Source organism: Vibrio marisflavi CECT 7928, from assembly GCF_921294215.1.
GTDB lineage: Bacteria > Pseudomonadota > Gammaproteobacteria > Enterobacterales > Vibrionaceae > Vibrio > Vibrio marisflavi.
The window spans coordinates 369,179-395,182 of sequence record NZ_CAKLDM010000001.1; the positions used below are offsets into that span (position 1 = coordinate 369,179).

The 26,004-nt window shown below is 41.9% G+C and carries 26 protein-coding genes; 13 read left to right on the forward strand and 13 right to left on the reverse strand.

Annotation, left to right across the window (positions count from 1 at the left end):
* Positions 1-1,353: an alpha-glucosidase/alpha-galactosidase gene (locus L7A31_RS01665; RefSeq protein ID WP_237359759.1), complete on the reverse strand. Its 1,353-nt coding sequence runs from the start codon at positions 1,351-1,353 to the stop codon at positions 1-3.
* Positions 1,354-1,664: 311 nt separating this feature from the next.
* On the opposite strand from L7A31_RS01665, the gene melR reads away from it, so the two are divergent.
* On the forward strand, positions 1,665-2,669 hold the full coding sequence (gene melR / locus L7A31_RS01670; protein WP_237359760.1) for a transcriptional regulator MelR: 1,005 nt from the start codon (positions 1,665-1,667) through the stop codon (positions 2,667-2,669).
* A 55-nt stretch (positions 2,670-2,724) separates the two neighbouring features.
* Here the strand turns inward: melR and L7A31_RS01675 are convergent, their stop codons facing one another.
* The 3 genes from L7A31_RS01675 to L7A31_RS01685 all read right to left on the reverse strand — a co-directional run bounded on the left by L7A31_RS01675 (position 2,725) and on the right by L7A31_RS01685 (position 4,799).
* Positions 2,725-3,468, reverse strand: coding sequence for a substrate-binding periplasmic protein (locus L7A31_RS01675; protein WP_237359761.1), 744 nt, complete (start codon positions 3,466-3,468; stop codon positions 2,725-2,727).
* 381 nt (positions 3,469-3,849) lie between these two features.
* On the reverse strand, positions 3,850-4,335 hold the full coding sequence (locus tag L7A31_RS01680; protein ID WP_237359762.1) for a hypothetical protein: 486 nt from the start codon (positions 4,333-4,335) through the stop codon (positions 3,850-3,852).
* A gap of 284 nt (positions 4,336-4,619) precedes the next feature.
* Positions 4,620-4,799: a hypothetical protein gene (locus tag L7A31_RS01685; RefSeq protein ID WP_237359763.1), complete on the reverse strand. Its 180-nt coding sequence runs from the start codon at positions 4,797-4,799 to the stop codon at positions 4,620-4,622.
* A 602-nt stretch (positions 4,800-5,401) separates the two neighbouring features.
* Between L7A31_RS01685 and L7A31_RS01690 the strand changes: the two genes are divergently transcribed.
* Complete coding sequence (locus tag L7A31_RS01690) at positions 5,402-6,142, forward strand: substrate-binding periplasmic protein (RefSeq protein WP_237359764.1); 741 nt, start codon at positions 5,402-5,404, stop codon at positions 6,140-6,142.
* A 195-nt stretch (positions 6,143-6,337) separates the two neighbouring features.
* Here L7A31_RS01690 and gcvP read toward each other — a convergent pair whose 3' ends face one another.
* The 3 genes from gcvP to L7A31_RS01705 all read right to left on the reverse strand — a co-directional run bounded on the left by gcvP (position 6,338) and on the right by L7A31_RS01705 (position 11,099).
* Complete coding sequence (gene gcvP / locus L7A31_RS01695) at positions 6,338-9,217, reverse strand: aminomethyl-transferring glycine dehydrogenase (protein ID WP_237359765.1); 2,880 nt, start codon at positions 9,215-9,217, stop codon at positions 6,338-6,340.
* A 164-nt stretch (positions 9,218-9,381) separates the two neighbouring features.
* On the reverse strand, positions 9,382-9,762 hold the full coding sequence (gene gcvH, locus L7A31_RS01700; protein ID WP_237359766.1) for a glycine cleavage system protein GcvH: 381 nt from the start codon (positions 9,760-9,762) through the stop codon (positions 9,382-9,384).
* Positions 9,763-9,803: 41 nt separating this feature from the next.
* Complete coding sequence (locus L7A31_RS01705) at positions 9,804-11,099, reverse strand: serine hydroxymethyltransferase (RefSeq protein WP_237359767.1); 1,296 nt, start codon at positions 11,097-11,099, stop codon at positions 9,804-9,806.
* A gap of 382 nt (positions 11,100-11,481) precedes the next feature.
* On the opposite strand from L7A31_RS01705, the gene L7A31_RS01710 reads away from it, so the two are divergent.
* The 3 genes from L7A31_RS01710 (at position 11,482) to L7A31_RS01720 (ending at position 14,729) form a co-directional block, all read left to right on the forward strand.
* Positions 11,482-12,105: a helix-turn-helix domain-containing protein gene (locus tag L7A31_RS01710; RefSeq protein WP_237359768.1), complete on the forward strand. Its 624-nt coding sequence runs from the start codon at positions 11,482-11,484 to the stop codon at positions 12,103-12,105.
* 328 nt (positions 12,106-12,433) lie between these two features.
* On the forward strand, positions 12,434-13,561 hold the full coding sequence (gene gcvT, locus L7A31_RS01715; RefSeq protein WP_237359769.1) for a glycine cleavage system aminomethyltransferase GcvT: 1,128 nt from the start codon (positions 12,434-12,436) through the stop codon (positions 13,559-13,561).
* A 43-nt stretch (positions 13,562-13,604) separates the two neighbouring features.
* Positions 13,605-14,729, forward strand: a complete 1,125-nt coding sequence (locus tag L7A31_RS01720; RefSeq protein WP_237359770.1) for a S1 family peptidase — start codon at positions 13,605-13,607, stop codon at positions 14,727-14,729.
* 82 nt (positions 14,730-14,811) lie between these two features.
* On the opposite strand, the gene nadE is transcribed toward L7A31_RS01720, so the two are convergent.
* Positions 14,812-15,642, reverse strand: coding sequence for an NAD(+) synthase (gene nadE / locus L7A31_RS01725; RefSeq protein ID WP_237359771.1), 831 nt, complete (start codon positions 15,640-15,642; stop codon positions 14,812-14,814).
* 137 nt (positions 15,643-15,779) lie between these two features.
* Here nadE and L7A31_RS01730 point away from each other — a divergent pair, with 137 nt between their 5' ends.
* From L7A31_RS01730 to rplT, 6 genes are all read left to right on the forward strand, one after another.
* Entirely contained in the window at positions 15,780-16,298 is a 519-nt protein-coding gene (locus L7A31_RS01730; RefSeq protein ID WP_237359772.1) for a nicotinate-nicotinamide nucleotide adenylyltransferase, read from the forward strand.
* 41 nt (positions 16,299-16,339) lie between these two features.
* Positions 16,340-16,900: a hypothetical protein gene (locus L7A31_RS01735; protein WP_237359773.1), complete on the forward strand. Its 561-nt coding sequence runs from the start codon at positions 16,340-16,342 to the stop codon at positions 16,898-16,900.
* Positions 16,901-17,107: 207 nt separating this feature from the next.
* The gene (gene thrS / locus L7A31_RS01740; protein ID WP_237359774.1) at positions 17,108-19,036 is read left to right on the forward strand and encodes a threonine--tRNA ligase; all 1,929 of its coding nucleotides are present in this window, start codon (positions 17,108-17,110) and stop codon (positions 19,034-19,036) included.
* Between the two features lie 3 nt (positions 19,037-19,039).
* Complete coding sequence (infC, locus tag L7A31_RS01745; RefSeq protein WP_237360729.1) at positions 19,040-19,591, forward strand: translation initiation factor IF-3; 552 nt, start codon at positions 19,040-19,042, stop codon at positions 19,589-19,591.
* A gap of 102 nt (positions 19,592-19,693) precedes the next feature.
* On the forward strand, positions 19,694-19,888 hold the full coding sequence (gene rpmI / locus L7A31_RS01750) for a 50S ribosomal protein L35 (protein ID WP_004401085.1): 195 nt from the start codon (positions 19,694-19,696) through the stop codon (positions 19,886-19,888).
* 40 nt (positions 19,889-19,928) lie between these two features.
* Complete coding sequence (gene rplT, locus L7A31_RS01755) at positions 19,929-20,282, forward strand: 50S ribosomal protein L20 (protein WP_073605034.1); 354 nt, start codon at positions 19,929-19,931, stop codon at positions 20,280-20,282.
* A 75-nt stretch (positions 20,283-20,357) separates the two neighbouring features.
* On the opposite strand, the gene L7A31_RS01760 is transcribed toward rplT, so the two are convergent.
* The gene (locus L7A31_RS01760) at positions 20,358-21,281 is read right to left on the reverse strand and encodes a DMT family transporter (protein ID WP_237359775.1); all 924 of its coding nucleotides are present in this window, start codon (positions 21,279-21,281) and stop codon (positions 20,358-20,360) included.
* Between the two features lie 300 nt (positions 21,282-21,581).
* On the opposite strand from L7A31_RS01760, the gene L7A31_RS01765 reads away from it, so the two are divergent.
* Complete coding sequence (locus L7A31_RS01765) at positions 21,582-22,538, forward strand: sensor domain-containing diguanylate cyclase (protein WP_237359776.1); 957 nt, start codon at positions 21,582-21,584, stop codon at positions 22,536-22,538.
* A 46-nt stretch (positions 22,539-22,584) separates the two neighbouring features.
* Here the strand turns inward: L7A31_RS01765 and L7A31_RS01770 are convergent, their stop codons facing one another.
* Positions 22,585-22,950, reverse strand: a complete 366-nt coding sequence (locus L7A31_RS01770; RefSeq protein WP_237359777.1) for a glutathione S-transferase N-terminal domain-containing protein — start codon at positions 22,948-22,950, stop codon at positions 22,585-22,587.
* A gap of 266 nt (positions 22,951-23,216) precedes the next feature.
* Here L7A31_RS01770 and L7A31_RS01775 point away from each other — a divergent pair, with 266 nt between their 5' ends.
* Complete coding sequence (locus tag L7A31_RS01775) at positions 23,217-24,209, forward strand: hypothetical protein (protein WP_237359778.1); 993 nt, start codon at positions 23,217-23,219, stop codon at positions 24,207-24,209.
* 50 nt (positions 24,210-24,259) lie between these two features.
* Here the strand turns inward: L7A31_RS01775 and L7A31_RS01780 are convergent, their stop codons facing one another.
* From L7A31_RS01780 to L7A31_RS01790, 3 genes are read right to left on the reverse strand one after another with little or no spacing between them, the layout of a single operon-like run.
* A complete protein-coding gene (locus L7A31_RS01780; RefSeq protein WP_237359779.1) occupies positions 24,260-24,793 on the reverse strand; it encodes a hypothetical protein in 534 nt (177 codons plus the stop codon).
* Positions 24,786-25,328 (reverse strand): YaeQ family protein, encoded by a 543-nt coding sequence (locus L7A31_RS01785; RefSeq protein WP_237359780.1) that lies wholly within the window; start codon positions 25,326-25,328, stop codon positions 24,786-24,788. The genes L7A31_RS01780 and L7A31_RS01785 overlap by 8 nt, the downstream gene beginning before the upstream one ends.
* Positions 25,329-25,388: 60 nt before the next feature.
* Positions 25,389-25,598, reverse strand: coding sequence for a cold-shock protein (locus tag L7A31_RS01790; RefSeq protein ID WP_047047292.1), 210 nt, complete (start codon positions 25,596-25,598; stop codon positions 25,389-25,391).
* Between the last annotated feature and the right edge of the window lie 406 nt (positions 25,599-26,004).

Below are 26,004 nucleotides of genomic sequence, written 5' to 3' on the forward strand. Positions count from 1 at the left end.
TTACTTGTGAACCCATTGAGGCAACCAGTTGTCATGAGAAGCAATTAAATCGTCGACTAGTGAATAGATTTCTTCAATGCCAAGAACAGCCGCAGTGTGAGGGTCAAGCATAGCTGCGTGGTAAATTCGGTCACGATTTTCTGTCAGAATGGCTTCTGTCAGCAAAGTTTGTACGTTGATATTGGTTTGCATAAGTGCTGCTAGGTGGCTTGGTAACGTGCCAAACTTTATTGGTTGGACACCATTGGAGTCGACTAAACAAGCGACTTCAACGCAACAACCTTGCGGTAGGTTATCAATTAGTGCTTCATTTTTAACGTTGCCATAAATCACACTTGGTGTTCCAGTCCAAATCGAGTTCATAATGGTACTCGCGTACTCTTTTGATTCCTGTACGGTGATTTTCTCGGCTGACTTGAACTCGTGAAGGTCATTTTTCCAAGCAGCAATTTGCTCGACGCAGCGCTTAGGGTATTCGTCTAGTGGCACTTTATAGCGTTCAATTAAATCAGGTCTGTTTGGTTTAATGAAATACGGTGTGTACTCGGAAAAGTGCTCCGATGATTCTGTTACAAAATAGCCGAGCTTTTTGAACATCTCATAGCGTACTAGATTTTCGCACCGCCCATCATTGTGTGGGTTTGGCTTAGGAGCATCCCCACGCTCAAAGGCCGATAGTAAATCTGGATAAATATCGACGTATTCCCCTTGCTCGTTTTTCTTTTCAAGGGTTAGATAGTAGGCCATGTGGTTGATACCAGCACATGTATAGCGAAGATCTCCATAGTTAATGTCTAAATCTCTCGCCAGTTCCTCTGCAGTGCCTTGTACGGAATGACACAAACCAACCTGCTTGATATTTGGGAACTTCTCATACATCGCCCAAGTATTCATTGCCATTGGGTTGACGTAATTGAGCATGGTGGCATTCGGGCAGACTTCTTCCATGTCTTCACATACTTTCCATAGGTGAGGAATAGTTCGTAGAGAACGCATGATGCCAGCTGGGCCTAACGTATCACCTATCGTTTGTTCAAGGCCATGACGTTTACACACTTCAAAGTCAGTCACGGTGCAAGGTTCATAGCCACCGATTTGGAATGCAATCACAACGAAGTCAGCGTCTTTTAGTGCTTCCTTTTGGTCTAAGTGGCAACTTATAGAGCCAGTTGCCTCTGAAGATTCCATAAGCTTTCTAACCACAAAGTGTGACTCGTCTAACCTAGTTTCATCAATGTCCATCAAAGCAATATGAGCTTGTTGCAATGCTGGTTTATGGAAAACATCACCTAGAATGTTTTTGACAAAAATTGTAGAGCCTGCACCGATAAATGTAATTTTAGGGCCTTTCATAACACGAATCCTTTTCGTTTTTTCTTTTAGGTTGTTGGTACAAACTACCTTCTGACTTGAAGGATTTCGTCTCAGATAATCAAAGCATTGTCCCAAAAACTAAGATATATCCCCGTTAAGTAACAAAAATTAGGAAATGGGATAAATTTAAAGCTTTTTGGGATATCAAGATTTACACAGCCATCATTTGTAGAAAATTTATGCTATGAAATGGTTTTTATTGGCCAATTAGTTTCTATGACTCGGTTCGAGGTTTTATCCTGTGAAGTTTGTTACAAAGGGAAGCTATTCTATTTACTAAGGAATTCTGTGTGGCTAAAGTCGAGAATGATCCGCTTCAAGTGGTGAAACAGGACAAGTATTCTGAAGATTGTGTCGCTGTGAGCCCACTTTCTCTCTACTCTTCGTATGAAAAAATTGCCATCGAGTTGAGGCCTCCGCATTCAATGCCCGGCTACCATTGGCATGGACAAGTGGAAGTGAATATACCTTTTGGAGATAGCGTAGAATACATTGTCAATGGAAGCCCTATTGTCATTGATGATGGAGCAATTGGTGTATTCTGGGCGTCAGTTCCTCATCGTTTGACTAATGCTGGCTCCAGTCACAATATGGGCATTATCAATATTCCTATTCATCAATTTATGTCTTGGCCTTTAAGCCGTGACATGGTCAATCAAATTACCCATGGCGCAGTATTACAGTCTAATAATAATGACTTAGTGAGTGAGTTCGAGATCCAGCGTTGGGTTCATGAGATCGCGCACCATTCACAGAGTAGGCAGCAGTTAGCGATAGACGAGATAGGCTTAATGTTAAAACGCCTATGTTTAGATGGTTGGCAACAACTGTTTGTTAATAAGCCGGAAAAATCAGTAAAAAAAGGGGCTTCGAAACATTCTCAATTCTACGTTAGTCAGATACTTGAATATATCGCGACTCATCACGATAAACCTCTGACAACCAAAGTTATTGCGGAACACATTGGGCTGCATGCGAATTACGCAATGAACATTTTCCAGAGTGCGATGCAGATGACGATTAAACAGTACATAACTGCGATGCGTATAAACCACGCTCGTGCACTATTGAGTGATACGGACAGAACAATTCTTGATATTGCGTTAACGGTAGGGTTTAACTCTAGTAGCCGCTTTTATGAGACATTTCAAAATCACTTAGGTGTTACTCCTACGCAATATCGTAAACTCGCGAGAGATGACCATCGATGGTGCCGGCATGGTGGTAACCCAATATTTGATGCTGAAAAAGGTGCATGTGATGGAAAGCGACCTGTGACTATAGAGCGGAGCTGACAAGCGGTTTCATCAAGCCATAGGAACGAATCTTTGAAGGTGGATTATTGAGGGTTTAGTGCGTATTCCAGTTATTCAAGCCATATTTTTTCATTATTTCTGATATGGTGTTACTAGATTTTAGCCTCGCCATGTTTTTGTCAAAATATCGGATAACAGGCGACTTGGTAGTAAATTTTGGTGAAAAAGCCATATATATTTTATCTCGAGTTAAGCAGCCAGCATCTTTGTATTCCTTATTTCTCTTCTTCATTTCATATAAAGTGGTATTGAGAGTGAACATAAATACATCGATTCTATCGTTATCTAATTTGAGAAAGCTCTGGTTTAAATACTCTCCGTTATAGGGCATTAACTCGAAATTTCCACCTGTTTCGTTAATAAACTCAAATTCCTCATCAAAGCCCGAATCTATAATGCCTCCAACCCTCAATCCTTCTAATGAATTTAAGCCATTGAAAACCCAATTGCTGTCCTTCCTGACAAAGAAGCACATTTTTTGTACGCCGACTTCATTGTCTGGGTAAATTAGATCTGGTGCCTCTTTTTTTGCTGGTGACAATAACGCATCGTAGTTGCCACTTCGTACATTATTTATAGCTCTTGACCAAGGGAATTTTTCAAACTCTAGTTTATACTCACTGTCTTTAAATATTATTTTGACAGTATCTATAATGTACCCTTCACTTTTCTCTCCAACGCACAATTGTGGGCACCAATCGATATAAGCAATTTTCAATGTTTTTGAATAAGAAGAGAAGCTAATAAATATTAGAATAAATACACCAACTAGCTTCATATATGATACTCCCAATTGAACTTAGGTAAGTATAGGCGATGAAAAAGATGGTATTCGCATAAGAGAGACAACTGGCGTGATTCCCTGCCCAAACTGGTGCTGCGGTGAGGTAGCTGTAAATACAAGAGTGAGGTAAATGGTCACAGATAACTAGTTGGAAACCATTTAGCCAAAAGGGTAGTGAATATCCCAGATATAAGAGTCAGTGACTTTGATAATTTTAGAAAACAACGTATTAGTTGAAGTATGGAAAAGTAACACCTTGCTAACGGGCGATAACGCGTTACTACCCAACTCGAATATTGTTTCCTAAACACTGAATCTAAACTGTGAGTCGAGTTCACCAAGCGTTAACCCTGTTAAGCTATTTGTTAGGCAAAGCTACAGACATTTTTCTTTGAGACGGACACGCTCTTGATCATCTTGTTTTAGGGCTTCACGATATTTTGAGACTATTTGCATTGTTTGGAGCTTAGTCTGCTCAATAGAATCTAGCTTTTCTTCAAGTGCTGCATAGCTGTCAGTTTGTATATTCTTTTCTGTCCGCTCAAAGTTAAGCGAACTAGATTGCGTTGTAGCGAGGTCTTTTGAATAAGTAGCTTTCCAATTTACGGACTCACCCGATTGCAGTCTTCCCTGAGCGCTTAGAACTCTTAGTCTGGATTCATATGCGCGTGGGAGGAGCTCCTCAGCTTCCTCTAGCTGAGAGCGAACAAAGCTAACCTCTCTTTTAAGAGCAAGTCGCAAATCAAGAGATTTTACTTTTTGTACATTTCTATAGCTTTTAACAGAGATAATTGAGCCAATTACACCAGTTATTGCACCAACTCCACCGAGTACGACTCCTACATATTCAATTGTGCTCAATTACTTACCTCTTCATTTGCCTAATATTCTTAATAATAGTCAGTTCGTTTTTCTACCTGAGTATCTTTCAATTAACTTATCATAAGTCATTAAATAATAAAGTATAAACTTCAGATTTCGTATTCCTCCTTCATATGGAAACAAGACGGCCTGTTATCACTTTTTAACAAAGCGCGTTATATTTGAAGCTATAGCATTAATTCATTGATTAAAAACGTTGTTATTCATTGGTCTGTGGATAAAACAACAGCGTACTTCCGATGAAATGAGCCATTTCTCGCAATTCAATCTGAATCAAACCCAATAAACTGAATTAATGACCAGAAGTTGTGCAGCTCAGTGTTGTTGCGAAATGAAAAGGCGAACCCAATGGCTCGCCTTTTGCTATTTACTTGGTCATCTGTGATCAACCGTTGATCACAGATAACTAAGATGGAAACTTGCCAGCTTTCTGAATCAAACATTTAGGATGCCCCTTTGAGATAACTGAGTTGGAAACTATAAGCACAATAGGTGGAGTATAGACAGCAAGTTTCGTTAACTAAGTTGGAAACTAGTTCCACACAGATCTTTTATTGGAGTAATTGCTCAGTTCGTAAAGCCTGAACCGCACTTTACGAACTACGAATCTGTAATAAGCCAGCCGTTGTCGGAAGACAATAATGTTTGATCAGAATTTGCAGTGTATTGCAGCGAATCATCACTGACTCATAGGTAAAGTTTGATCATTTATGAAGGCGTTCGTGCCGCATTTACCTTAGCGAGTGACAATAAAAATGGATCACTTCTAAGCTCGTTTTGGACATAAGCTTCCCAGAATACCAACAAAAGCTCTCTAAATTAACATTTCACATCGATCCTCTATTATTTCGCAAACTTACAGCCTGATTGAAGGGTAAATGAGTTTAGTATTGTGCCTAATAGCAGCTCTAGCTCGATTTTGGTGCATCAGGTGTAAATTTTGAGTAACTAAGTCAGGCATTTACCATAATGGGCATAAGCAACATTGCTTTCTATTGCTATCTTGCTAACACTTAGTTTGTGTTGTTGTTTTGAAGGTATAAGTATGAAATGGACAATTATGTTTATGCTTCTCTTGTGTGGAGCTTCAAATGCTCGGGATATTTGTATAACCAGTGGGAATTATGAACCATACGTAAATGACTCTATTCATGAGTTTGGGCCTCTTTCTGTTGTAGTTAAAGAAGCTTTTTTATTGGAAGGAATCACTGTTAATTATGACTTTAACCCTTGGGTTAGATCGTACAAGAAATCTTTAGTTGGAGATTGTGAAGGGACAATAATGTGGACAAAGAATGATGAAAGGGCTGAGTCTTTTTATTTTTCAAAGCCTATATATATTGGATACTCAGTATTATTTTTTAATAAAAGCAAACCAGTAGACTGGGATGGTAAGATAGGCTTAGAAGGCTCTGTTGTTGGTGGAACGTTAGGTTACTCATATTCAAAACTAGAAGAACTAGAGCGTAAAGGCAAAATTAAAATTATCTATTCTGAGAATGATTACAAGACATTTGAGAAACTATTAAAAAACAGAGTGGACTTCGTTCAATTGGATAAAAATGTAGGGGACTTTGTTCTATCTAAAAATTTCGAACATGATGAAATCAATAAAATAGGATTTCATGAAATTCCAATTAAAACAGATTCTTATAGTTTGTTGCTCACAAAGTCCCTAAAAGACAATGATAAGTTACTAAAAAAATTCAATTTAGGTCTAAAAAAATTAAAAGAATCAGGTAGGTACGAAGAAATATTAGTGGAATATGATTTGTATTTGCCATAAGTTTCGACGTACGCACTAGAATACTGATTCACTAAGGGAGGCTGAAACATCAGCCTCCTTTTCCTCGTCCTAACAAGGTTTGGGGCAAAAGTTTCTTAGCTAGCCTTGTTGTGAAATGAAAAAGGCGAACCAAATGGTTCGCCTTTTGTTATCCAGTTAGTTTCCAACTTAGTTATCTGTGATCACAACCGTAAATCAGTCTTCGTAGTTATCAATACTTGGGCAAGAACAGATTAAGTTACGGTCACCGTAAACATTGTCTACGCGGTTAACCGTTGGCCAGTATTTCCAAATCTTAGTTGACGCTGTCGGGAAAGCGCCTAGCTCACGTGGGTAAGGGCGGTTCCACTCTTCCGATGATAGGTCAACTTGAGTATGTGGAGCGTTAACAAGTGGGTTGTTATCTAACGGCCACTTGCCTTCTTTCACTGCTGTCATTTCGTGGCGAATAGCAATCATCGCTTCGCAGAAACGATCCAGCTCTTCTAAGTCTTCCGACTCTGTTGGCTCAATCATTAGCGTGCCAGCAACAGGGAACGACATTGTTGGCGCATGGAAACCGTAGTCCATTAAGCGTTTAGCGATGTCTTCTTCACTGATACCTGTTTCTTCTTTCAGTGGACGAATGTCGATAATACATTCGTGAGCAACGCGGCCGTTTGTACCACGGTAAAGAACAGGGTAGTGAGGAAGAAGTTTTTCCATTACATAGTTGGCGTTTAGGATCGCGACTTTAGTCGCTTCAGTAAGTCCTTCTTCACCCATCATAGCAATGTATGCCCATGAGATAGGTAGGATAGACGCGCTGCCTAAATCTGCCGCAGAAACTGCGTAGTCTTTGCCTTGAACACCGTTTTCAATGTGTCCCGGCAGGAATGGTGCTAAGTGAGATTTCACACCAATAGGACCCATGCCCGGACCGCCGCCACCGTGTGGAATACAGAACGTTTTGTGTAGGTTTAAGTGGGAAACATCTGAGCCAATAAAGCCAGGTGAAGTTAGGCCAACCTGCGCATTCATGTTTGCGCCATCAAGGTAGACTTGACCGCCTGCAGCATGAACCATTTCACAAACTTCTTTTACTTGCTCTTCATATACACCGTGTGTTGAAGGGTAAGTGATCATGATGCTTGATAGGTTATCTTTATGCTTCTCAACTTTCGCTTCTAGATCGCCCATATCGATGTTGCCGTCAGCATCACACTTAACCACAACGACTTTCATGGAGACCATTGATGCTGTTGCTGGGTTTGTGCCGTGAGCTGAACTAGGAATCAAGCAAACATTACGGTGACCTTCACCACGGCTTGCGTGGTAGCGTTGAATCGCGATTAAGCCAGCGTATTCGCCTGATGCCCCAGAGTTTGGTTGCAATGAGAAGTCATCGTAGCCAGTAATTTCACAAAGCTTTTGTTTTAGATCTGCTGCTAATGCAGTGTAGCCAGCAGCTTGCTCTAGTGGCGCGAATGGGTGAATCGCACCAAATTCTGGCCAAGTAACTGGAATCATCTCAGCAGCAGCGTTCAATTTCATGGTACAGCTACCAAGAGGAATCATACCGTGAGTTAGCGAGAAGTCTTTGTTCTCTAGCTGTTTTAGATAACGCATCATCTGTGTTTCACTGTGGTGCGTGTTGAAAACAGGGTGCGTTAGGAATGATGATTCACGGCGGCAGTTTTCTGGGATTGCCGCAAATTCGTTTTGCTCAATTTCAGCAGAAAGTGCAGAAACGTCTTCTTTAATATCAAAGATATTGAATAGGGCAGTGATATCTTCGATTGTCGTTGTTTCATCTAAGCTAATACCTAACTTGTCTGAGAACTCACGAAGGTTGATGTCAGCTTGTTGAGCTTTTTGGTATAGCTCTGCTGTTTTGTTTCCTGTGTTGATAGTAATGGTATCAAAGAAGCTATTGTGAGCGAGCTCGTAACCAGACTTTGTAAGGCCAGCAGCTAGAATTGCTGTCATGTGGTGAGTACGACGAGCTATTGTGCGCAAACCTTCTGAGCCATGGAATACAGCGTAAAATGCTGCCATGTTGGCAAGAAGAGCTTGAGCTGTACAGATGTTCGATGTTGCTTTCTCACGGCGGATATGTTGCTCGCGAGTTTGCATTGCCATACGTAGAGCTTGGTTGCCGTTGGTGTCGATTGAGACACCAATAACACGGCCCGGCATTGTACGCTTATGCTTGTCACGTGTTGCCATGAATGCAGCGTGTGGACCGCCGTATCCCATTGGAACACCAAAACGTTGTGCTGAACCGATTACAACATCAGAGCCCATTTCACCAGCTGGTTTTAGTAGAGCACTTGCTAGTAGATCTGTCGCTACCGCAACAAGCGTTTTGTTTGCTTGTGCTTTCGCAATGATGTCAGTTAAGTCGCGAACTTCACCTGTTGTTCCTGGGTATTGAACTAGAGCACCAAATACGTCTTGTTCTGGTAGTGTGTCTAATGCTCCAACTTGTACTTCAAAGCCAATGTATTCTGCGCGAGTTTTCACAACTTCAATAGTTTGTGGGTGTACGTCGTCAGCAACGAAGAATACTTTGCTTTTGCTTTTACCAGCACGCTTACATAGCGTCATCGCTTCTGCAGCAGCTGTAGCTTCATCAAGAAGGGAAGCGTTGGCAATTTCCATACCTGTTAGGTCCATTACCATTTGCTGGTAGTTCAGTAATGCTTCAAGACGACCTTGAGATATTTCTGGTTGGTATGGAGTGTACGCAGTGTACCAGCCTGGGTTTTCGAGCACATTGCGCAGAATAACGTTAGGTGTGAAGGTGTTGTAGTAGCCTTGACCGATAAAAGTACGCTTTACTTGGTTTTGGTCTGCAAACGCTTTCATCGCTTCAAGCATGTCGGCTTCGCTTTTAGCTTCAGCAAGCGACATCGGCTTTTCGAGACGAATTTGGCTCGGAACAGTTTCGTCGATTAAAGCGTCTAAGTTAGCGACATTGATAGCATCCAACATTTTCTGTTGATCTGCTTTATTCGGGCCATTGTGTCGGCCAACAAATTCATTTTGCGTTCCCAATTGTTTGAGAAGCGAGCTGTTGAGTAAATCAGTCATGGATCCTTTACCTTCTAAAGGTTCATCTACCAATGGCAAGCAAAAACGCTACTATTGATACTTTTAAGTATATACCTAAAGCTATTTTGGGCAGTAAGGTAGAAATTCTAGAACCTGTAAAAAAGCTGCCTAAAAAGTGGCAGCTTTAATGTTGTATTTTTTAATTACTCTTCTTCGATAGAGTTTGCGTATTCTTCAGCGCTTTTCAGGTTGTCTAGTTCAGCTGCATCAGACATCTTAACTTTTACTATCCAACCACCTTCGTACGGTTCTTCATTGATAAGCTCAGGGCTGTCTTCAAGCTCTTCATTGACTTCAATGACTTCACCAGTGATTGGTGCGTAAATGTCAGAGGCTGCTTTAACAGACTCAACCAAAGAGAAGCTTTCACCTGCGTCAAGTTCAGCTTCGACTTCTGGCAGGTCTACAAATACCACATCACCAAGCATCTCTTGTGCGTGTTGTGAAATACCGATAGTTACAGTACCGTCGCCGTTGTCTTTAACCCACTCGTGACTATCTGCGAACTTCAGTGTGTTATCCATTGCTTTATCTCCAAAAAAATAGCTATAAGGATGTCAATTAGTTACTGGTAAAGAGGGAAACGGCGACAAAGTTCTTTCACTTGCTTACGAACTTTACCTTCGACGTCTGAGTTACCTTCAGGGCTTTCTACTAACCCATCCAATACGTCGCCAATCCACTCACCAATGAGTTTAAATTCTTCTGCGCCGAAACCTCTACTGGTTCCAGCTGGAGTACCCAAGCGAATACCCGATGTAATCATAGGCTTTTCAGTGTCAAATGGGATTCCATTTTTGTTGCATGTGATTCCAGCGCGCTCCAGTGCTTCTTCAACTTGATTGCCCTTAAGGCCTTTAGGGCGAAGGTCCACAAGCATCAGGTGCGTATCAGTACCGCCAGTCACAATATCGCAACCGCGAGTTTGCAATACTTCGGCAAGAACTTTTGCGTTGTTGATCACTGAATTGATGTAAGTGTTGAATTCAGGACCCATAGCCTCACCAAATGCGACTGCTTTTGCAGCGATAACGTGCATTAGTGGGCCGCCTTGAAGGCCTGGGAATACCGCTGAGTTAATCTTTTTATTGATGTCTTCGTGGTTTGTTAAAATCATACCCCCACGAGGACCGCGTAATGTTTTGTGAGTTGTGGTTGTTACAACGTGTGCGTGAGGAAGAGGGCTTGGGTGAGCGCCTGTCGCGATTAAACCAGCAATATGTGCCATATCGACCATCAATAGTGCACCAACTTCATCAGCAATTTCTCTGAACTTAGCAAAATCGATAGTACGTGGAATAGCTGAACCGCCCGCGATAATCAGTTGCGGCTTGTGTTCGATAGCAAGCTCACGCACAGCATCATAGTTGATTTCAAGTGTGTCGCGATCAACGCCATATTGAACTGCGTTAAACCACTTGCCCGAAAGTGCAGGACGAGCACCATGAGTTAAGTGACCACCAGCGTCAAGAGACATGCCTAAAATAGTGTCTCCTGGCTTAAGCAGTGCGAGTTTTACCGCGCCATTAGCTTGAGCGCCAGAGTGAGGTTGAACGTTTGCGTACTCACATTTAAAAAGTTGTTTAGCACGTTCGATAGCGATAGCTTCTACTGTATCAACATGCTCACAGCCACCGTAGTAGCGGCGACCTGGGTAACCTTCAGCATATTTGTTTGTTAAACACGTTCCTTGGGCTTGCATGACAGCTTTAGAGACTATGTTTTCTGATGCGATCAGCTCAATTTGCTCATTTTGCCTATGATGTTCGTTTTGCACAGCCGCAAATACTGCGTCATCTGTCGCAGATAGATTGGTCGTAAAAAAGCTTTCTAAGCTGTGATTGTTGAATGTTTGGTTCATGCTGAGGACCTTCCTATTTTTTAGTACACCAATTGGTTCTATTTGTATTTGTTGTACTAGGCCTATCTAACAACTGCACATTGACTCGATACTAGGCGAGTCATAGCAGGCAACTTATTCCCTAAATGTTGGGTAAAAGTGAACAAGGCGAATGTTAACATTGTCACTTGTTCAAAACCGAGCTTACATCTCATCATCTAACAAGCCAGTAACATACCCTGTGTCTCACGAACAATCAATCAAAAATTTCCTATAGGAAACATGAATTCTTTTAAAGTAGACCAAAGTACGCTTTAATAGCCACAAAAGAGTGATAGATACATTAAATATTTTTACCAGAGCTGGCTGTGTAAATAGGAATTTAAATTGAAGAGGGAAAGGCATGTCTAAAGACACCTTGAGTGAATATCCATCGATGAAATTGGCGAAAGAATCTTCTGATGAAAGCATCGCCCCAATGCAGTTGGGGGAGCGCATAAAACAGATCCGATCAAAGCTTGGGATCACTTTGGAAGAAGCAAGCCATCGAACTGGACTTGCTCGCTCTACACTAAGCAAAATTGAAAACGAGCAAATCTCTCCAACGTTTCAGGCTATGCAAAAGTTGGCTAACGGCCTACAAATAGATATGCCTCAACTCTTTGAACCACCAAAGAAAAAGGTGGCTACTGGTCGTCGGGACTTAAACAAAGATGGCGAAGGTAAACCCCATCCTACACCAACATACGAACATGAGCTTCTCGCTACTCAACTCTCAAATAAGAAAATGATGCCCTTTAAAAGCCGTATTCGAGCTCGCAATTTTGAAGAGTATAATGATTGGGTGAGACATGATGGTGAAGAGTTTTTGCTTGTCCTTTCTGGAGAGATTTTATTTTACTCTGAGTTCTATGAACCAGTAAAAATGTCCGAGGGTGATAGCGTGTATTATGACGCGAATATGGGGCATATGTTAGTGTCTGTTAGCGAAGAAGACGCACACATTTTATGGGTAACAGCAAGATAGATATTTAGAAATCTAAATTTCCAATAGTGAAAGCAAACGATTGCTAATATTTTGGGCAAACGTTTGCTTGGGTATTTGCACCTGGAGCTCTTGCTTACCAAGGCGTGAAGAATTGGATGTTAAATGTTAACTTTTATGTTTGTCAAATGTTAATTTTCTGGTGTTTTATTGGTTTTTTGACTTGTGAATCACAAAAAAGCAGTGCATCCTTGTTCATTATTGGAAACATGACATATTGGAGCACGATTAGCGTGCTTCGACATCACAAAAACTAGAACTGAATAAGGCAAGCTCGAACTATCGAGTTGAGCTAAATATGGAGAAAACAATGACTCAAGAAAATGAACAGCTATTGCAGACACCTCTATACTCCGTGCATGTGGAATGTGGTGCAAAGATGGTGCCTTTTGCGGGCTATGAAATGCCAGTTCAGTATCCTTTAGGTGTAAAGAAAGAGCACTTGCACACTCGTGATGCTGCAGGGTTATTTGATGTATCTCACATGGGGCAGCTTAGACTACATGGTGAAGGTGCTGCGAAATTACTCGAGTCATTAGTTCCAGTCGACATTATTGATTTGTCTGAAGGGAAGCAACGCTATGCGTTCTTCACTAATGAGCAAGGTGGCATTTTAGATGATTTGATGGTTGCAAACTTTGGTGATCATTTGTTCCTAGTGGTGAATGCTGCATGTAAAGATCAAGATATCGCTCACATATCCAAGCATCTGCCAGAAGATGTGAAGCTAGAAGTGATCGAAGATAGAGCTTTGTTAGCTCTTCAGGGGCCGAAAGCAGCTGAGGTGCTATCTGATATTCAGCCTGAAGTGGCGGATATGTTGTTTATGGATATCAAAAAGACTCAACTGGATGGCATTGAATGTTATGTAAGCCGCAGTGGCTACACTGGTGAAGATGGTTACGAAATCTCTGTTCCAAGCGATCAGGCAGAAGCGTTAGCACGTAAATTGACAGCTTATGAGCAAGTTGAATGGATTGGCCTAGGTGCGCGTGATTCTCTTCGTTTAGAGTGCGGCTTGTGTTTGTATGGTCATGATCTTGACACAACGACGACACCTGTTGAAGCAAGCCTACTTTGGGGCATCAGCAAAATTCGTCGTGCGGACGGTGAGCGTGCGGGGGGCTTCCCTGGTGCTGAGATCATCCTAGAGCAAATCGCTACTAAAGACGTTTCTCGTAAAAGAGTTGGGTTAGTTGGCCAAACAAAAGCGCCAGTTCGTGAAGGTGTTGAGCTTTTCGACAGCGAAGGCACTAAAATAGGCGTTGTTACCAGCGGTACAGCAGGACCAAATGCAGGTAAGCCTGTTTCTATGGCCTACATTCGCGCTGATTTAGCTGCGGTTGACACTGAAGTGCTTGCAGAAGTTCGTGGTAAAATGCTGCCAATGACGGTCGCAAAAATGCCATTTGTGCCGCAGCGTTACTATCGTGGCTAATCTATACTGATAGATAGACCATACTCGATGCTAAAGCCTCCTTATGGAGGCTTTTTTATTTTTAAGTGCTTTAACTGTTCGTAAGACGGTATTGGTGTTGATGAGAAAGATCTTGAAGTTGAACTTACTTGCACTTTTAGCTGTGAACCTGTTACTCGTTGCTTTTTGTGCACGGGCGAGTGGGCCTGTTGTTTATATTGTTAATGGGTCAACTGCTTCTGTTACTGAGTTTTCTGATTTCGCTAGCTTGTTTTATGATCGTATTGACTATGATGGTGTTTACGGCACGTCTCCTTATTGCGGTGCCACCATGTTAACCACGCAATACGTTTTAACCGCAGCTCACTGTATCTTTGACGGTAATGGTAATGCTGATGAAAACAAGATGCTTTTTCTCTCTGTTGTTCCTCAACTGCAAAATGAAAGCGACTTCCCCAATGGTAGTATAGAGAGAGTAATGGCTAGCGAGTTTTACTATCGTTCTGACTACTCAGATTCAAGTAGTGATCTCTGGGCCAACGATATTGCGATTGTTAAGCTAGAATCGGCCGTGAATATCGATGCGGTCAATGATGTGATAACGCGACCCACCGCAGCAAATGTAACGATATATCAAGTTAACACGGAAACGTTTGAAGCGATTGGCCATGGGAATACTTCAACAGGATATGATGGCAGTGACTCACTTTTAAAAACGGACCTAACTTACGTGGATACAGCGACCTGCCAATCTGGTATAGGCTACTCAGCGGTCACTAGTAGTCAGATATGCTTTACAGGCAGTTACAACAATGCAAATGGTCTTTATAACAGTACATGTTCTGGGGACTCTGGGGGGCCGGTATACTGGGATAACTCGGGTACTTGGGTTCAAGTTGGAATTACCAGTTTTGGGCCAAGTACTTGTGGTACTCAGGCCACAAACTCCGGTGTTACTTCCGTTTTTACAGAAATCTACGACTATGAAACGTGGATACAGGACGTATTGGATGGCAATGAGACGGCTAACTATGTTGCTACGGATGCAAAACGTACTGCCTATTTAAGCTCTACATCAACAAGTTCTTCGGGAGGAGATTCAGGTGGTTCTTTTGGCTGGCTGAGTCTTTTCGCGCTTTTCACGTTAGCTCTTCTTAGAAAGCATACTGAAATGGGCGAGGCAGCATAATTGAGTTGCTTTAACTTAGCAATCTTTAACATAACAACAAAAACAGGGAGCGGTTTGCTCCCTGTTAGCTATGGAACTTCTTTTAATCGTAGATAGTTGGAATTGGTAAGCGTTTGTGTTGAGTCGCTTTATAGATACCAACGATTCTATCGGACACTTCCTGAGGTAGTGGCTTGCCTTCCAAGAAGTCATCAATTTGATCGTAGGTGAGGTTCAACGCATCTTCGTCCGCCTTTTGCGGTGCCAATTCTTCTAAATCTGCGGTAGGTACTTTTTTTACGAGAACCTCTGGGGCGCCGAGCGTTGAAGCTATTTCTCTAACCTGACGTTTGCTCAAGCCAAATAGTGGCGCTAAGTCGCATGCTCCGTCACCAAACTTCGTGTAAAATCCGGTAATATTTTCCGCTGAGTGGTCAGTACCAAGCACTAGACCGCCGACATAGCCAGCGATTTCGTATTGAGCAACCATGCGTGTGCGGGCTTTTACATTACCTTTTACAAAATCAACTCTAGATTCATCACTAGGTAGTAGGTCGTTTTCACCGAGTGCTGCGCGTGTAGCAGCATGTGTGCCTTCAACACCTGCTTGTATATTGACGGACACTGAATGCGTAGGCTGGATAAAAGAGAGCGCAAGTTGAGCTTCATCTTCATCTTTTTGCTCGCCGAACGGTAGGCGAACAGCAATAAACTGGTATTGCTCACTTTCGGTTTCTTTGTTTAACTCTTCGACTGCTAGCTGAGCTAGTCGGCCGCAAGTTGTTGAGTCTACACCACCACTGATACCGAGAACTAAAGACTTACAGCCTGATTCTTGTAGTTTTTGTTTGATGAAGTTTACGCGCCTTGTTATCTCATAGTGAGCGTCAATAGACGGCAGTACTCGCATCTCATCTCGAATTTGCTGTTCCATTAAAATATTCCTGCTAGCGTTAACGTTTTGTTTAAAAATATACTCAAGCATCTTGAGGTTACTTGGGTATAATATCATACCGATTTCATCCGATTAGAAAACTGTGAACGAAATTTTCACGTTAATTAAGGTATAAAATGAACAAAATCGCTGTATTTGGTAGCGCTTTCAACCCACCGACGTTAGGTCATAAAAGTGTGATTGACTCATTAGAGCACTTTGATCAAGTTCTGTTGGTTCCCAGCATTTCTCATGCTTGGGGTAAAGTGATGGCAGATTACGGTACTCGCTGCCAGCTCATTGAAGCCTTCATTAGTGATTTGAGTGTAACTAACGTGGAACTTTCTCGCATAGAAGAATGTCTATTTGTACCGGGTGAGAGCGTGACTACATATGCGGTACTCAATAAGCTGCAAAACGATTTTCCAGATTCGAGCCTTACATTTGTGGTTGGGCCGGATAATTTTGTGAAGTTTAGTCAGTTTTATAAAGCGGATGAAATATTGGCGAAGTGGAACGTGTTAGCTTGTCCCGAAACAGTTGCAATTCGAAGTACCCAAGTTCGAAAGCAGCTAGCCGAAAGTAAAAGCATTCGCTCGTTAACTACGGCTAGTGTTGAACAATTGCTTGGTGAGTTGAAAATATACGCGAGTTAAGGCCTTCTAGGCCGAATTGATAGATTTATAGGTTTTATTAAATGTACAAGATTGGATTACTATCGCTGCTTTTCTGGTTGCCAGTCCAGTCTTTTGCCTATTGTTCCAATAGCACTTCGTCAGTAGACACCAGCCACAATAAATCCAACATCAGTACCGGATTGGACTCTTCTCCATTGTGTGTGTCCAATCTCGATACCACACTTTTGCAGACTAGTTATTCAGCGAAATTGCCAGAGTTTAATTTTGCTGAAACTAATACCACCTCAAAAGGAAGCTATTGGTCTGATTGGGGGCTCAAGTATCATTCGGAACCATTTATTTCTGACCAATATTCGTTTGGTCATTTAGGCTTTGGAATTTGGGACCCTAACTCATCTAACGGTGAGAACTTGGGCACTACTTACAAGACCACCACTTTTAATGGCCAGAACAATATAGATATTGCGTCTGATCCCGAAGCTTGGGTGATGAACCATGGCGTGCAACTGAGCTTGGGATTTGGCAATAAACTGGCTGGCCAGCCAAGAGTTCGATTTGACTACTTGTGGCACGAAAACAGTGACGACAATGTCAGTATGCAAGTAGAGTTTCCATTTTAGCCAGGTAAGTTTCGCTTACTCCCAGACAAATATTGTTATTTCACGTTAATTCGTTACAATGCTGCTGGATTGCAAAGATGCATTGGTATTTGCGTCAAATGCTTTCCACAGAATTTTGCGTTTTATCTCTTTATCTCAAATAGAGACAACGTCATTTAAACTGAACACGTGTTGCTTGGTGTGCAACACCACTGTAAAGGACAAATAATGCCTATTATCACTCTCCCTGACGGCAGTCAGCGTCAATTTGACAACCCTGTTTCCACTTTCGAAGTTGCACAATCAATCGGTCCTGGTTTAGCGAAAGCAACCATTGCTGGACGAGTTGATGGTAACCGTGTTGATGCTTGCGATTTGATTGAAAACGATGCAAGTCTAGAAATCATCACAACGAAAGATGACGTTGATGGTTTAGAAATCGTTCGTCACTCTTGCGCTCACTTACTTGGTCATGCAATTAAGCAGCTTTATCCAGAAGCGAAAATGGCGATTGGTCCAACAATCGACAATGGCTTCTACTATGACATCGATATGGAGCATTCTTTAACGCAAGAAGATTTGGAAAAAATCGAAAAGCGTATGAAAGAGCTTGCGAAAACCAAGTATCAAGTCATCAAGAAAAATGTAAGCTGGCAAGAAGCGCGCGATACGTTTGAATCCCGCGGGGAAACTTACAAGATGGAAATCTTAGACGAAAACGTCGCGAGAGATGACCGTCCAGGCTTATACCATCACGAAGAATACATTGATATGTGTCGTGGTCCACACGTACCACATATGGGTTTTTGTCAGCATTTCACGTTGCTAAATGTTGCGGGTGCTTACTGGCGCGGCAACAGCGATAACAAGATGTTGCAGCGTATCTATGGTACCGCTTTCCATGATAAGAAAGCTCTGAAAGCGCATCTAACTCGCCTAGAAGAAGCTGCAAAGCGTGACCATCGTAAGATTGGTAAACAGCTTGATTTGTTCCACATGCAGCAAGAAGCGCCAGGTATGGTGTTTTGGCATCATAACGGCTGGTCAATCTTCCGTGATCTTGAAATGTTTGTGCGTGAGAAACTGACCGAGTACGATTATCAAGAAGTCAAAGGTCCATTAATCATGGATCGCGTATTGTGGGAGCGCTCTGGTCACTGGGACAAATATGCTGAAGCGATGTTTACGACTTCATCTGAGAACCGTGAATATGCTCTAAAGCCGATGAACTGCCCGGGACACGTTCAGATCTTCAACCAAGGCTTGAAATCATACCGTGATCTACCATTGCGCATGGCAGAGTTTGGCTCTTGTCACCGTAATGAGCCGTCTGGTGCTCTACACGGCATTATGCGTGTACGTGGGTTTACTCAAGACGATGCCCACATCTTCTGTACTGAAAGCCAGATCCAAGAAGAAGTAACAAGCTGTATTAAGATGGTTTACGACATTTATCAAACCTTTGGTTTTGAAAATATTGTTGTGAAACTATCAACTCGTCCTGAGAAGCGTGTTGGTTCTGATGAGATCTGGGATAAATCTGAAGAAGCATTAAAACAATCCCTTCAGTCAATGGATATTCCTTATGAGATCCAAGAAGGTGAAGGTGCGTTCTATGGCCCTAAAATTGAATTTACCTTACATGACTGTCTAGATCGCGCATGGCAGTGTGGTACAGTTCAGCTTGATTTTAACTTGCCAGGTCGTCTTGGTGCGACGTACGTTGGTGAAAACAACGAGCGTCATGTACCAGTGATGATTCACCGTGCAATTTTGGGTTCATTGGAAAGATTCATCGGTATTCTTATTGAAGAATACGCAGGCTTCTTCCCAACGTGGTTGGCTCCAGAGCAAGCAGTAATCATGAATATTACTGACAAGCAGTCAAATTACGTTCAAGAAGTTGCACAAAAACTACAAAAAAGTGGAATTAGAGCCAAAGCGGACTTGAGAAATGAGAAGATTGGCTTTAAAATCCGCGAACATACTTTGAAGCGTGTTCCGTATATGCTGGTTTGTGGCGACCAAGAAATGGAAGCTGGAGAAATTGCAGTACGTACACGTAAAGGTAAAGACCTAGGTAAGTTTAAAGTGGATGACTTTATCTCATACATCCAAGCCGAGGTTTCTACCCGCAAGCTCAATCTGGAGGAATAAACTATTAAAGGCGGAAGACGTGGCCAACAACCGGCCAAACAAAACCAGCACAGACTAAACGGTGAAATTCGTGGCGTACGTGAAGTTCGTTTAACTGGTGCTGACGGTGAGTCCGTTGGTGTTGTATCAATCAACGCAGCACTAGAAGCAGCTGATGAAGCTGGTATGGATCTCGTAGAGATCAGCCCTAACGCCGAGCCACCTGTTTGTCGTGTGATGGACTATGGCAAGTTCCTCTTCGAGAAGAGCAAAGCTGCTAAAGAGCAGAAGAAAAAACAAAAGCAGATCCAGATTAAGGAAGTAAAATTCCGTCCTGGAACTGATATAGGAGACTATCAGGTAAAACTACGCAACCTGACGCGTTTCCTAGAAGACGGCAACAAAGTGAAGGTAACAATTCGCTTCCGTGGCCGTGAAATGGCACACCAAGATATCGGTGTTGACGTTCTTAATCGATTGAAAGAAGACACAGCTGAATTAGCAGTAGTGGAGTCTTTCCCAAATCGTATTGAGGGCCGTCAAATGATTATGGTGCTTGCCCCTAAGAAGAAGTAATTAACGGCTTACAAGTAATAAACCCTGCCGTTGCAAAGTGGCAGGGTTTTATTCGCCCTAATTACATTGTTAATTAACTATCACAATGCGGAGTTATTCATCATGCCTAAGATGAAAACCAACAAAGGTGCTGCTAAGCGTTTCAAGAAAACTGCTGGTGGTATTAAGTACAAGCACGCTACTAAACGTCACATCCTGACTAAGCGTACTACTAAGAACAAGCGTCAACTACGTCCAAACGCAATCCTTCCTAAATGTGAAGTGGCTGCAGTTGTTCGTATGATGCCATACGCTTAATTCTTTTTAGTTTATTATCGTTTAGTTTAGGAGAAGCATAATGCCTCGCGTAAAACGTGGTGTACAAGCTCGTGCACGTCATAAGAAAGTTCTAAAACAAGCTAAAGGTTACTACGGAGCACGTTCACGTGTTTACCGCGTAGCTTTCCAAGCTGTTACTAAAGCTGGTCAATACGCATACCGTGACCGTCGCAACAAGAAACGTCAATTCCGTCAACTTTGGATTGCACGTATCAACGCAGCGTCTCGTCAAAATGGTCTATCTTACAGCCGTTTCATCAACGGTCTTAAGAAAGCATCTATCGAGATCGATCGTAAGATTCTTGCAGACATCGCAGTATTCGACAAAGCAGCATTTACTGTTTTAGTTGAAAAAGCGAAAGCAGCTCTTTAATTAGAACGCTGACTTGAACTTTAAAAAGGAGAGCTTCGGCTCTCCTTTTTGCTTTTTGATATTCAGATAGTTTCATCAACTCTTAGCTTTATTCAGCAAAAATATTGAGTACATAACGAGTGTTAATCCGACTAAGTTATACACTGTGAATGTCTCGCTAAGTATTGATATGGCCGCGATGGTGGTTACAGTGGGGCCTAGATTGTTGGTGAGGCTTACCTCTTGCGATGACAAGCGAGCAAGAGCAGCGCTCATCAAGTAAGAAGGAATAACCGTGCAGAAGATACCTAGCACTAAGCCGGTTACAATCAGTTGTGCATTCCAATTTGAGGCCGTGACATCAGATAGAGCGAGCTGTATTACGATAGCGCCTCCAGCAGCTGTCATCGCTAAACTCGTAAATAGCGAGCTCCCCATTTTTTGAATCAGTGATTTACTTAGCACAACATAAAATGCAAACGCAGTGGCTGAGGCAATGACTAATGCAGCACCTACTGAGATTCTATCTCCACCCATCTGGAAGTCATGGATGAAAATGACAGCCACACCTAGATAACCAAGTAAAGCAGACAACAGAGTGTTATTGGTGGGGCGCTGTTTGGATTTTCCCCAGACAATAAAAACGACTATTGTGGGGTAAAGAAACAGGAGTAGTCGCTCTAGCTGAGCCGAAATATCTTTTAGCGATAGAATATCAAGTAGGCTTGCAACGTAGTAGCCAAGAATTCCTATACAGCAGGTTAGTATGCCGTACTTTCTTACAGCAGACCGATTGACTTTATTTCGGAGTAAAATAAATAACATGCCTAGGTAGATTGGTAGCGAGCAAAATGCTCTCAGTGACATGATAGACGTCGCGTTTCCACCGTAGGAGTAGGCAATCTTGATAAGTACGGGTTTTAAGGAAAACATAATACAAGCTAAAACAGCACAGGAAAAACCTATTACTCGCGTCGAAAAGCGAAGCTGTAATATCTTGTTTGATAGGGTGTGATTCATTCTTTCTCTCCTAAATAAGTGCTGCGGCGAGAGAACGAAAACACAAGTATTAACCAAGCTACGTCAACTCGCAGCCAGGCACGACATTACCTACCGGCTACAGGGCATAGTTGAGAGTGGCCAACGGTAAGCAATAAAACGACTCATGGGCATATCTATGGATAAAGTCCGGTAAAGAACAATAAGTGAATATACAACCTATATAAAAACTACACTTAGGACAAGCGTTAAATTTATATTGGGCCTTATAAAACTTGACTAAACTTAAAGCGACTTAAGGAAAAGGGAGCTGTCGTAATAATGTTAAGGCCAACAAAACCCGAAAATGAACGAAAGCGTTTGAGTAACCTGCGTCGTTTAGCAATATTGGATACCGATCCCGAAGAGAGATTTGATAGAGTAACTCGATTGGCACGAAGAATATTTAATGTTCCGATAGCGTTAGTCAGTATTGTTGATGAAAATCGTCAGTGGTTTAAGTCTTGCTTTGGTCTGCCTGTTTCAGAAACGGAAAGAGATGTTTCATTCTGCGGCCATGCGATATTAGGTACGGATCCCTTTGTTGTTGAGGATGCCTCACAAGATCCGAGGTTTGCGGACAATCCATTGGTGGAAGGCGATCCGTATGTTCGATTCTATGCCGGGATTCCATTAGTCTATGACGAGGATACTGTTCTTGGAACACTGTGTATCATAGACGACAAACCTAGAGAGTTTAGTGAAGAAGAAATCAATGATCTTGTCGATTTAGCTAAAATGGCGGAAAGCGAGTTACGTGCTAGCCACAACGCAGAAATTGATGAGCTTACAAAGATTTCGAACCGCCGTGGCTTTATCAAGCTTGCTGACAAAGCTCTTAACTATTGTAAATGTGGTAACTATCCCTATTCACTTGCCTTTATTGATTTAGATAAGTTTAAGGTAATCAATGATAATTTTGGTCATAAAGAAGGTGATGCTGCTTTAATTACATTTGCTAACCTGATGTATAAGTCTTTTAGAGATATGGACGTTTTTGCTCGTATCGGTGGTGATGAGTTTGTGATCTTTATGGCTGGCTCGACAGAAGTAGTTGCTAAAACGGCGTTGAATCGATTTGCTACTGTGATTGACGAATACAACTCCAACTCTGGCAAAGACTACCAATTAGCTTTTAGTTATGGCTTAGCGACTGGCAATGCTCATTCAGGCAGTAGTGTTGAAGCGCTTATTGATGAAGCCGATAGAAGAATGTATGAGAAGAAAAGGGATACTTAGCTGGGAGCCCCCAGCAAATCATGCTAGGGGCTGACAATATTGACTTCTAGTTTGTTTTAAACTGTTCTTCCAAATAATTTACGATATCTGAAGACTCATAAAGCCATTGAACTTCACCATTTTGTTCAATACGCAAGCACGGTACTTTTGATTTGCCCCCTTCGGTAAGAAGCTCTTCGCGATATTGGCTATTATTCTTTGCATCTCGAAGCTCGACGTTAACGGTAAGCCTTTTCATTGCTCTTCTGACTTTTACGCAGAATGGACATGCGTTGAATTGGTATAGAGCTAAACTCTTAGACTTTTCGTTTACAGCCTGTTGCTCCTTTTCAGAGCGCTTTATTCCTTTTGGGCTGAATACAAAATTCAATAATAATATGAGCCTTCCTAGAAGCCATCGTACTAATTTCATAAGCTGATTACTCTTTTTAGCGGTAGTATTTTTATATCCAAGTAGCCTGATGCTGGTTTATAGCAGATTACTGGTGATTTTATTTGCGGCGTATTCTATCAGGCCTTGATGTAGAGTTCCTATAAGAAATTTCAAGCCAAGAAACTGGCAGTAATTTGCGAATGGTAAATCTTTGTAAACGTTGGAAAACTATGCTTAATCCCCGATTTTTGAAATGATCATTGTTTTACAATTTCACTTCAGCTGCTGTTTTTCACGGAGGAAGAATGAGAATAACTAAGCCGAATTTAGCCTTGTTTACAGTGATCGCTAGTGCTCTAGTAGGATGTACCCCAAATAGTGGAATAAGTAGTGAAAGCCCAGTGCGAGGGAGTATGAGTGATTATAGTGGAACGGGACATTTGACGCAGGGAGAAGCAAAGGTTGTCGATCGCAGTTTGTATACCTGCAAACAAGGGAGAAGCCGAGTCGCTGCAGTTGGTCAGATAGTCGATAAGGAAGGGAATACTTGGACTGTGCCGGCTGGCACTATGTTTCAAACAGCACCTAATGCGGCCGATTTATACAATGATTGTGAAGGTATTCGCCCCAACTCGTTATCTGAGGTCGACATGTCCAAAGTTCCGGTTGTAGACATTGAGTCTGATGGGCAGGTGATAACGGGCTATCTTTTTGCAGACAATTATTTCGAGCTTTATATCAATGGCAAATTGGTTGGTGTCGATTCTGTTCCTTTTACCCCTTTCAACTCCAGCGTGGTGCGCTTCAAGGTTAAGAAACCATACACAATAGCTGTCAAGCTGGTTGATTGGGAAGAAAACCTAGGGGTGGGTACGGAAAACAATCGTGGTAAAGCATACTTTCCTGGAGATGGAGGCTTTATCGCAAGTTTCAGTGATGGAACTGTGACCAACAAAAGCTGGCAAGCGCAAACATTTTATACAGCGCCTATTTATAATTTGAGGTGCTTGTCAGAGGTTGGGAGCAAACGCCTATCAAAAACATGCGATACGAAAGGGTATGACAATGGCAAAAATGCTTTTGCTGTCCATTGGTCAATTCCACCTGGCTGGAATAGCGAAAACTTCCAAGCAGACTGGCCAAGCGCGACTGAGTATTCTGAAAATGAGATAGGTGTTGATAATAAGCGCGCATACACCAATTTCAGGCAGGTGTTTTCTGGAGCCGGAGCGAAATTTATATGGTCAACTAATGTCGTGTTAGATAACGAGGTTCTGCTTCAATATAAGGTGGAGTAGTGGTTTACTAGACTTATCGTGAGCAGTTTATCGTCGGATAGTTGCTCATATTACCTTCCTAGTAATTTTCTTAGCCAACGAAAAGGTTGATGCTTGGACCTTGCTTTGTATAGATCCAAACCGAGGTAGTAGCTTTCTAAAAACTCGGTTCGGATCGACTGTACTTGATTTGATGTGTCAGCCAAGACTTGTGCTGTTTGAGTGGCATACTCGTTCGACAAGCTAAATGCTAGCCCCAAGTAGCCTTGTAAATAAAGCCAGATATGAGTGGTTAAAATTAACTGGTTTTTATCTTGGTACTGGAATTTTTTACTGTGCTTTTTACCTATATTTTGCTCAAAAGCTTGCTCTAGAGCTGCTACAGTTTCTGCTTGTTGGTTGAGTTTATCAAGGCATTCAATGTGTTGCTTTGTCGCAATGCCAAGTAAGTGGTCGGTGACTTTCTTTTCCGGTTTATTTGTACATGCCTTTTCGAAAAGGCTTTGGTTTCGATCGCAGAACCAAAGCCATGTTTCTGAAAGCTTATTGATCACTTGCAATTGATTGATTTGTATATCGAATAAACTTTCTTTTAAGTTACTCATAGCACTGTAACTTTTTCCAAACTAGATTATATGAACCAGCGTCGGTGTCGATAAATATGGATTCATCCGATATCATTACTGACATTTCCATACCTCGAACAAGCGATTGAGCGACTTCTTCTATTGCGCCGGGCTCGAACTGGTGAACTTCAACATTTGCAAAGTCCGCGATTTGTCTTTGGTTTTGTTCCCACCAAAGGTCTGACTTTGTGTTGAAGCTAAACACTTTAACTTGCTCTGCTTTACGCGAAGCTTTTTTAATTCGATCTACATCGGGTTCTCCGACATCAATCCATAGCAATATTATGTCATCGAGTGAATGAGACCACATATCGGGTTGTTCAGTCGTTGAAAGGCCTTTGGTAAACTTTAATGAGTGTTGTGAATTGAGGCAATATGCCAAAACTCGCGCAAGCATACGCTGGTTGTTTTCCGAGGGATGTTGAGCGACTGTCAGAGAAAGACTGTCGTAATGATTAGTATTTAAATCGGACAGTGAGATGCGAAACTTGTAAATTGTGGGTTTTAATGCCATTTGTGTTACCAAAAAAATAGCCAGCGTAATGCTGGCTATTTTTTACAAAAAAGTCACTAATTACAGTACTTTGATGCTTTCAGCTTGTGGGCCTTTTTGACCTTGAGATACTACGAACTCAACTTTTTGGCCTTCAACAAGAGTACGGAAGCCGTCACCAGTGATAGCTGAGAAGTGAGCGAACACGTCAGGGCCGTTTTCTTGTTGAATGAAACCGAAACCTTTAGTTTCGTTGAACCACTTTACAGTACCAGTAACTGTGTTAGACATAATAAATATCCTAATTTAAACATATGGGCCGAATTCGGCGCGGATAGCGTGGAAAAGTAGATTGCTATTGCGTACGACACGACGGGGGAGTTACAAATAATCCAACGAAATGTATGTGTAAACAAAGAACTGCTTTCTAGCTGCCAACGAGTTTAGAGTAATGGCATGTCAAGTCAACGGATATTAGACGCGATCCCCATATTTTTCTATATTTTCACCAAAAATTATGCGCTAGGTTTCATTTTTTAAGAATAATTGCAGGAATTCATCAAGGTGAAACGAGAATTTGTTTATAAACTCTACCTAGAAGCATAACTTAGAGTAGAATGTTTTATCCACCAATTCACTGCATGAATGTGTTGGTGGTAAATCTTTCTTTAACTGTCCGAAAACGGAAGTTAGAATA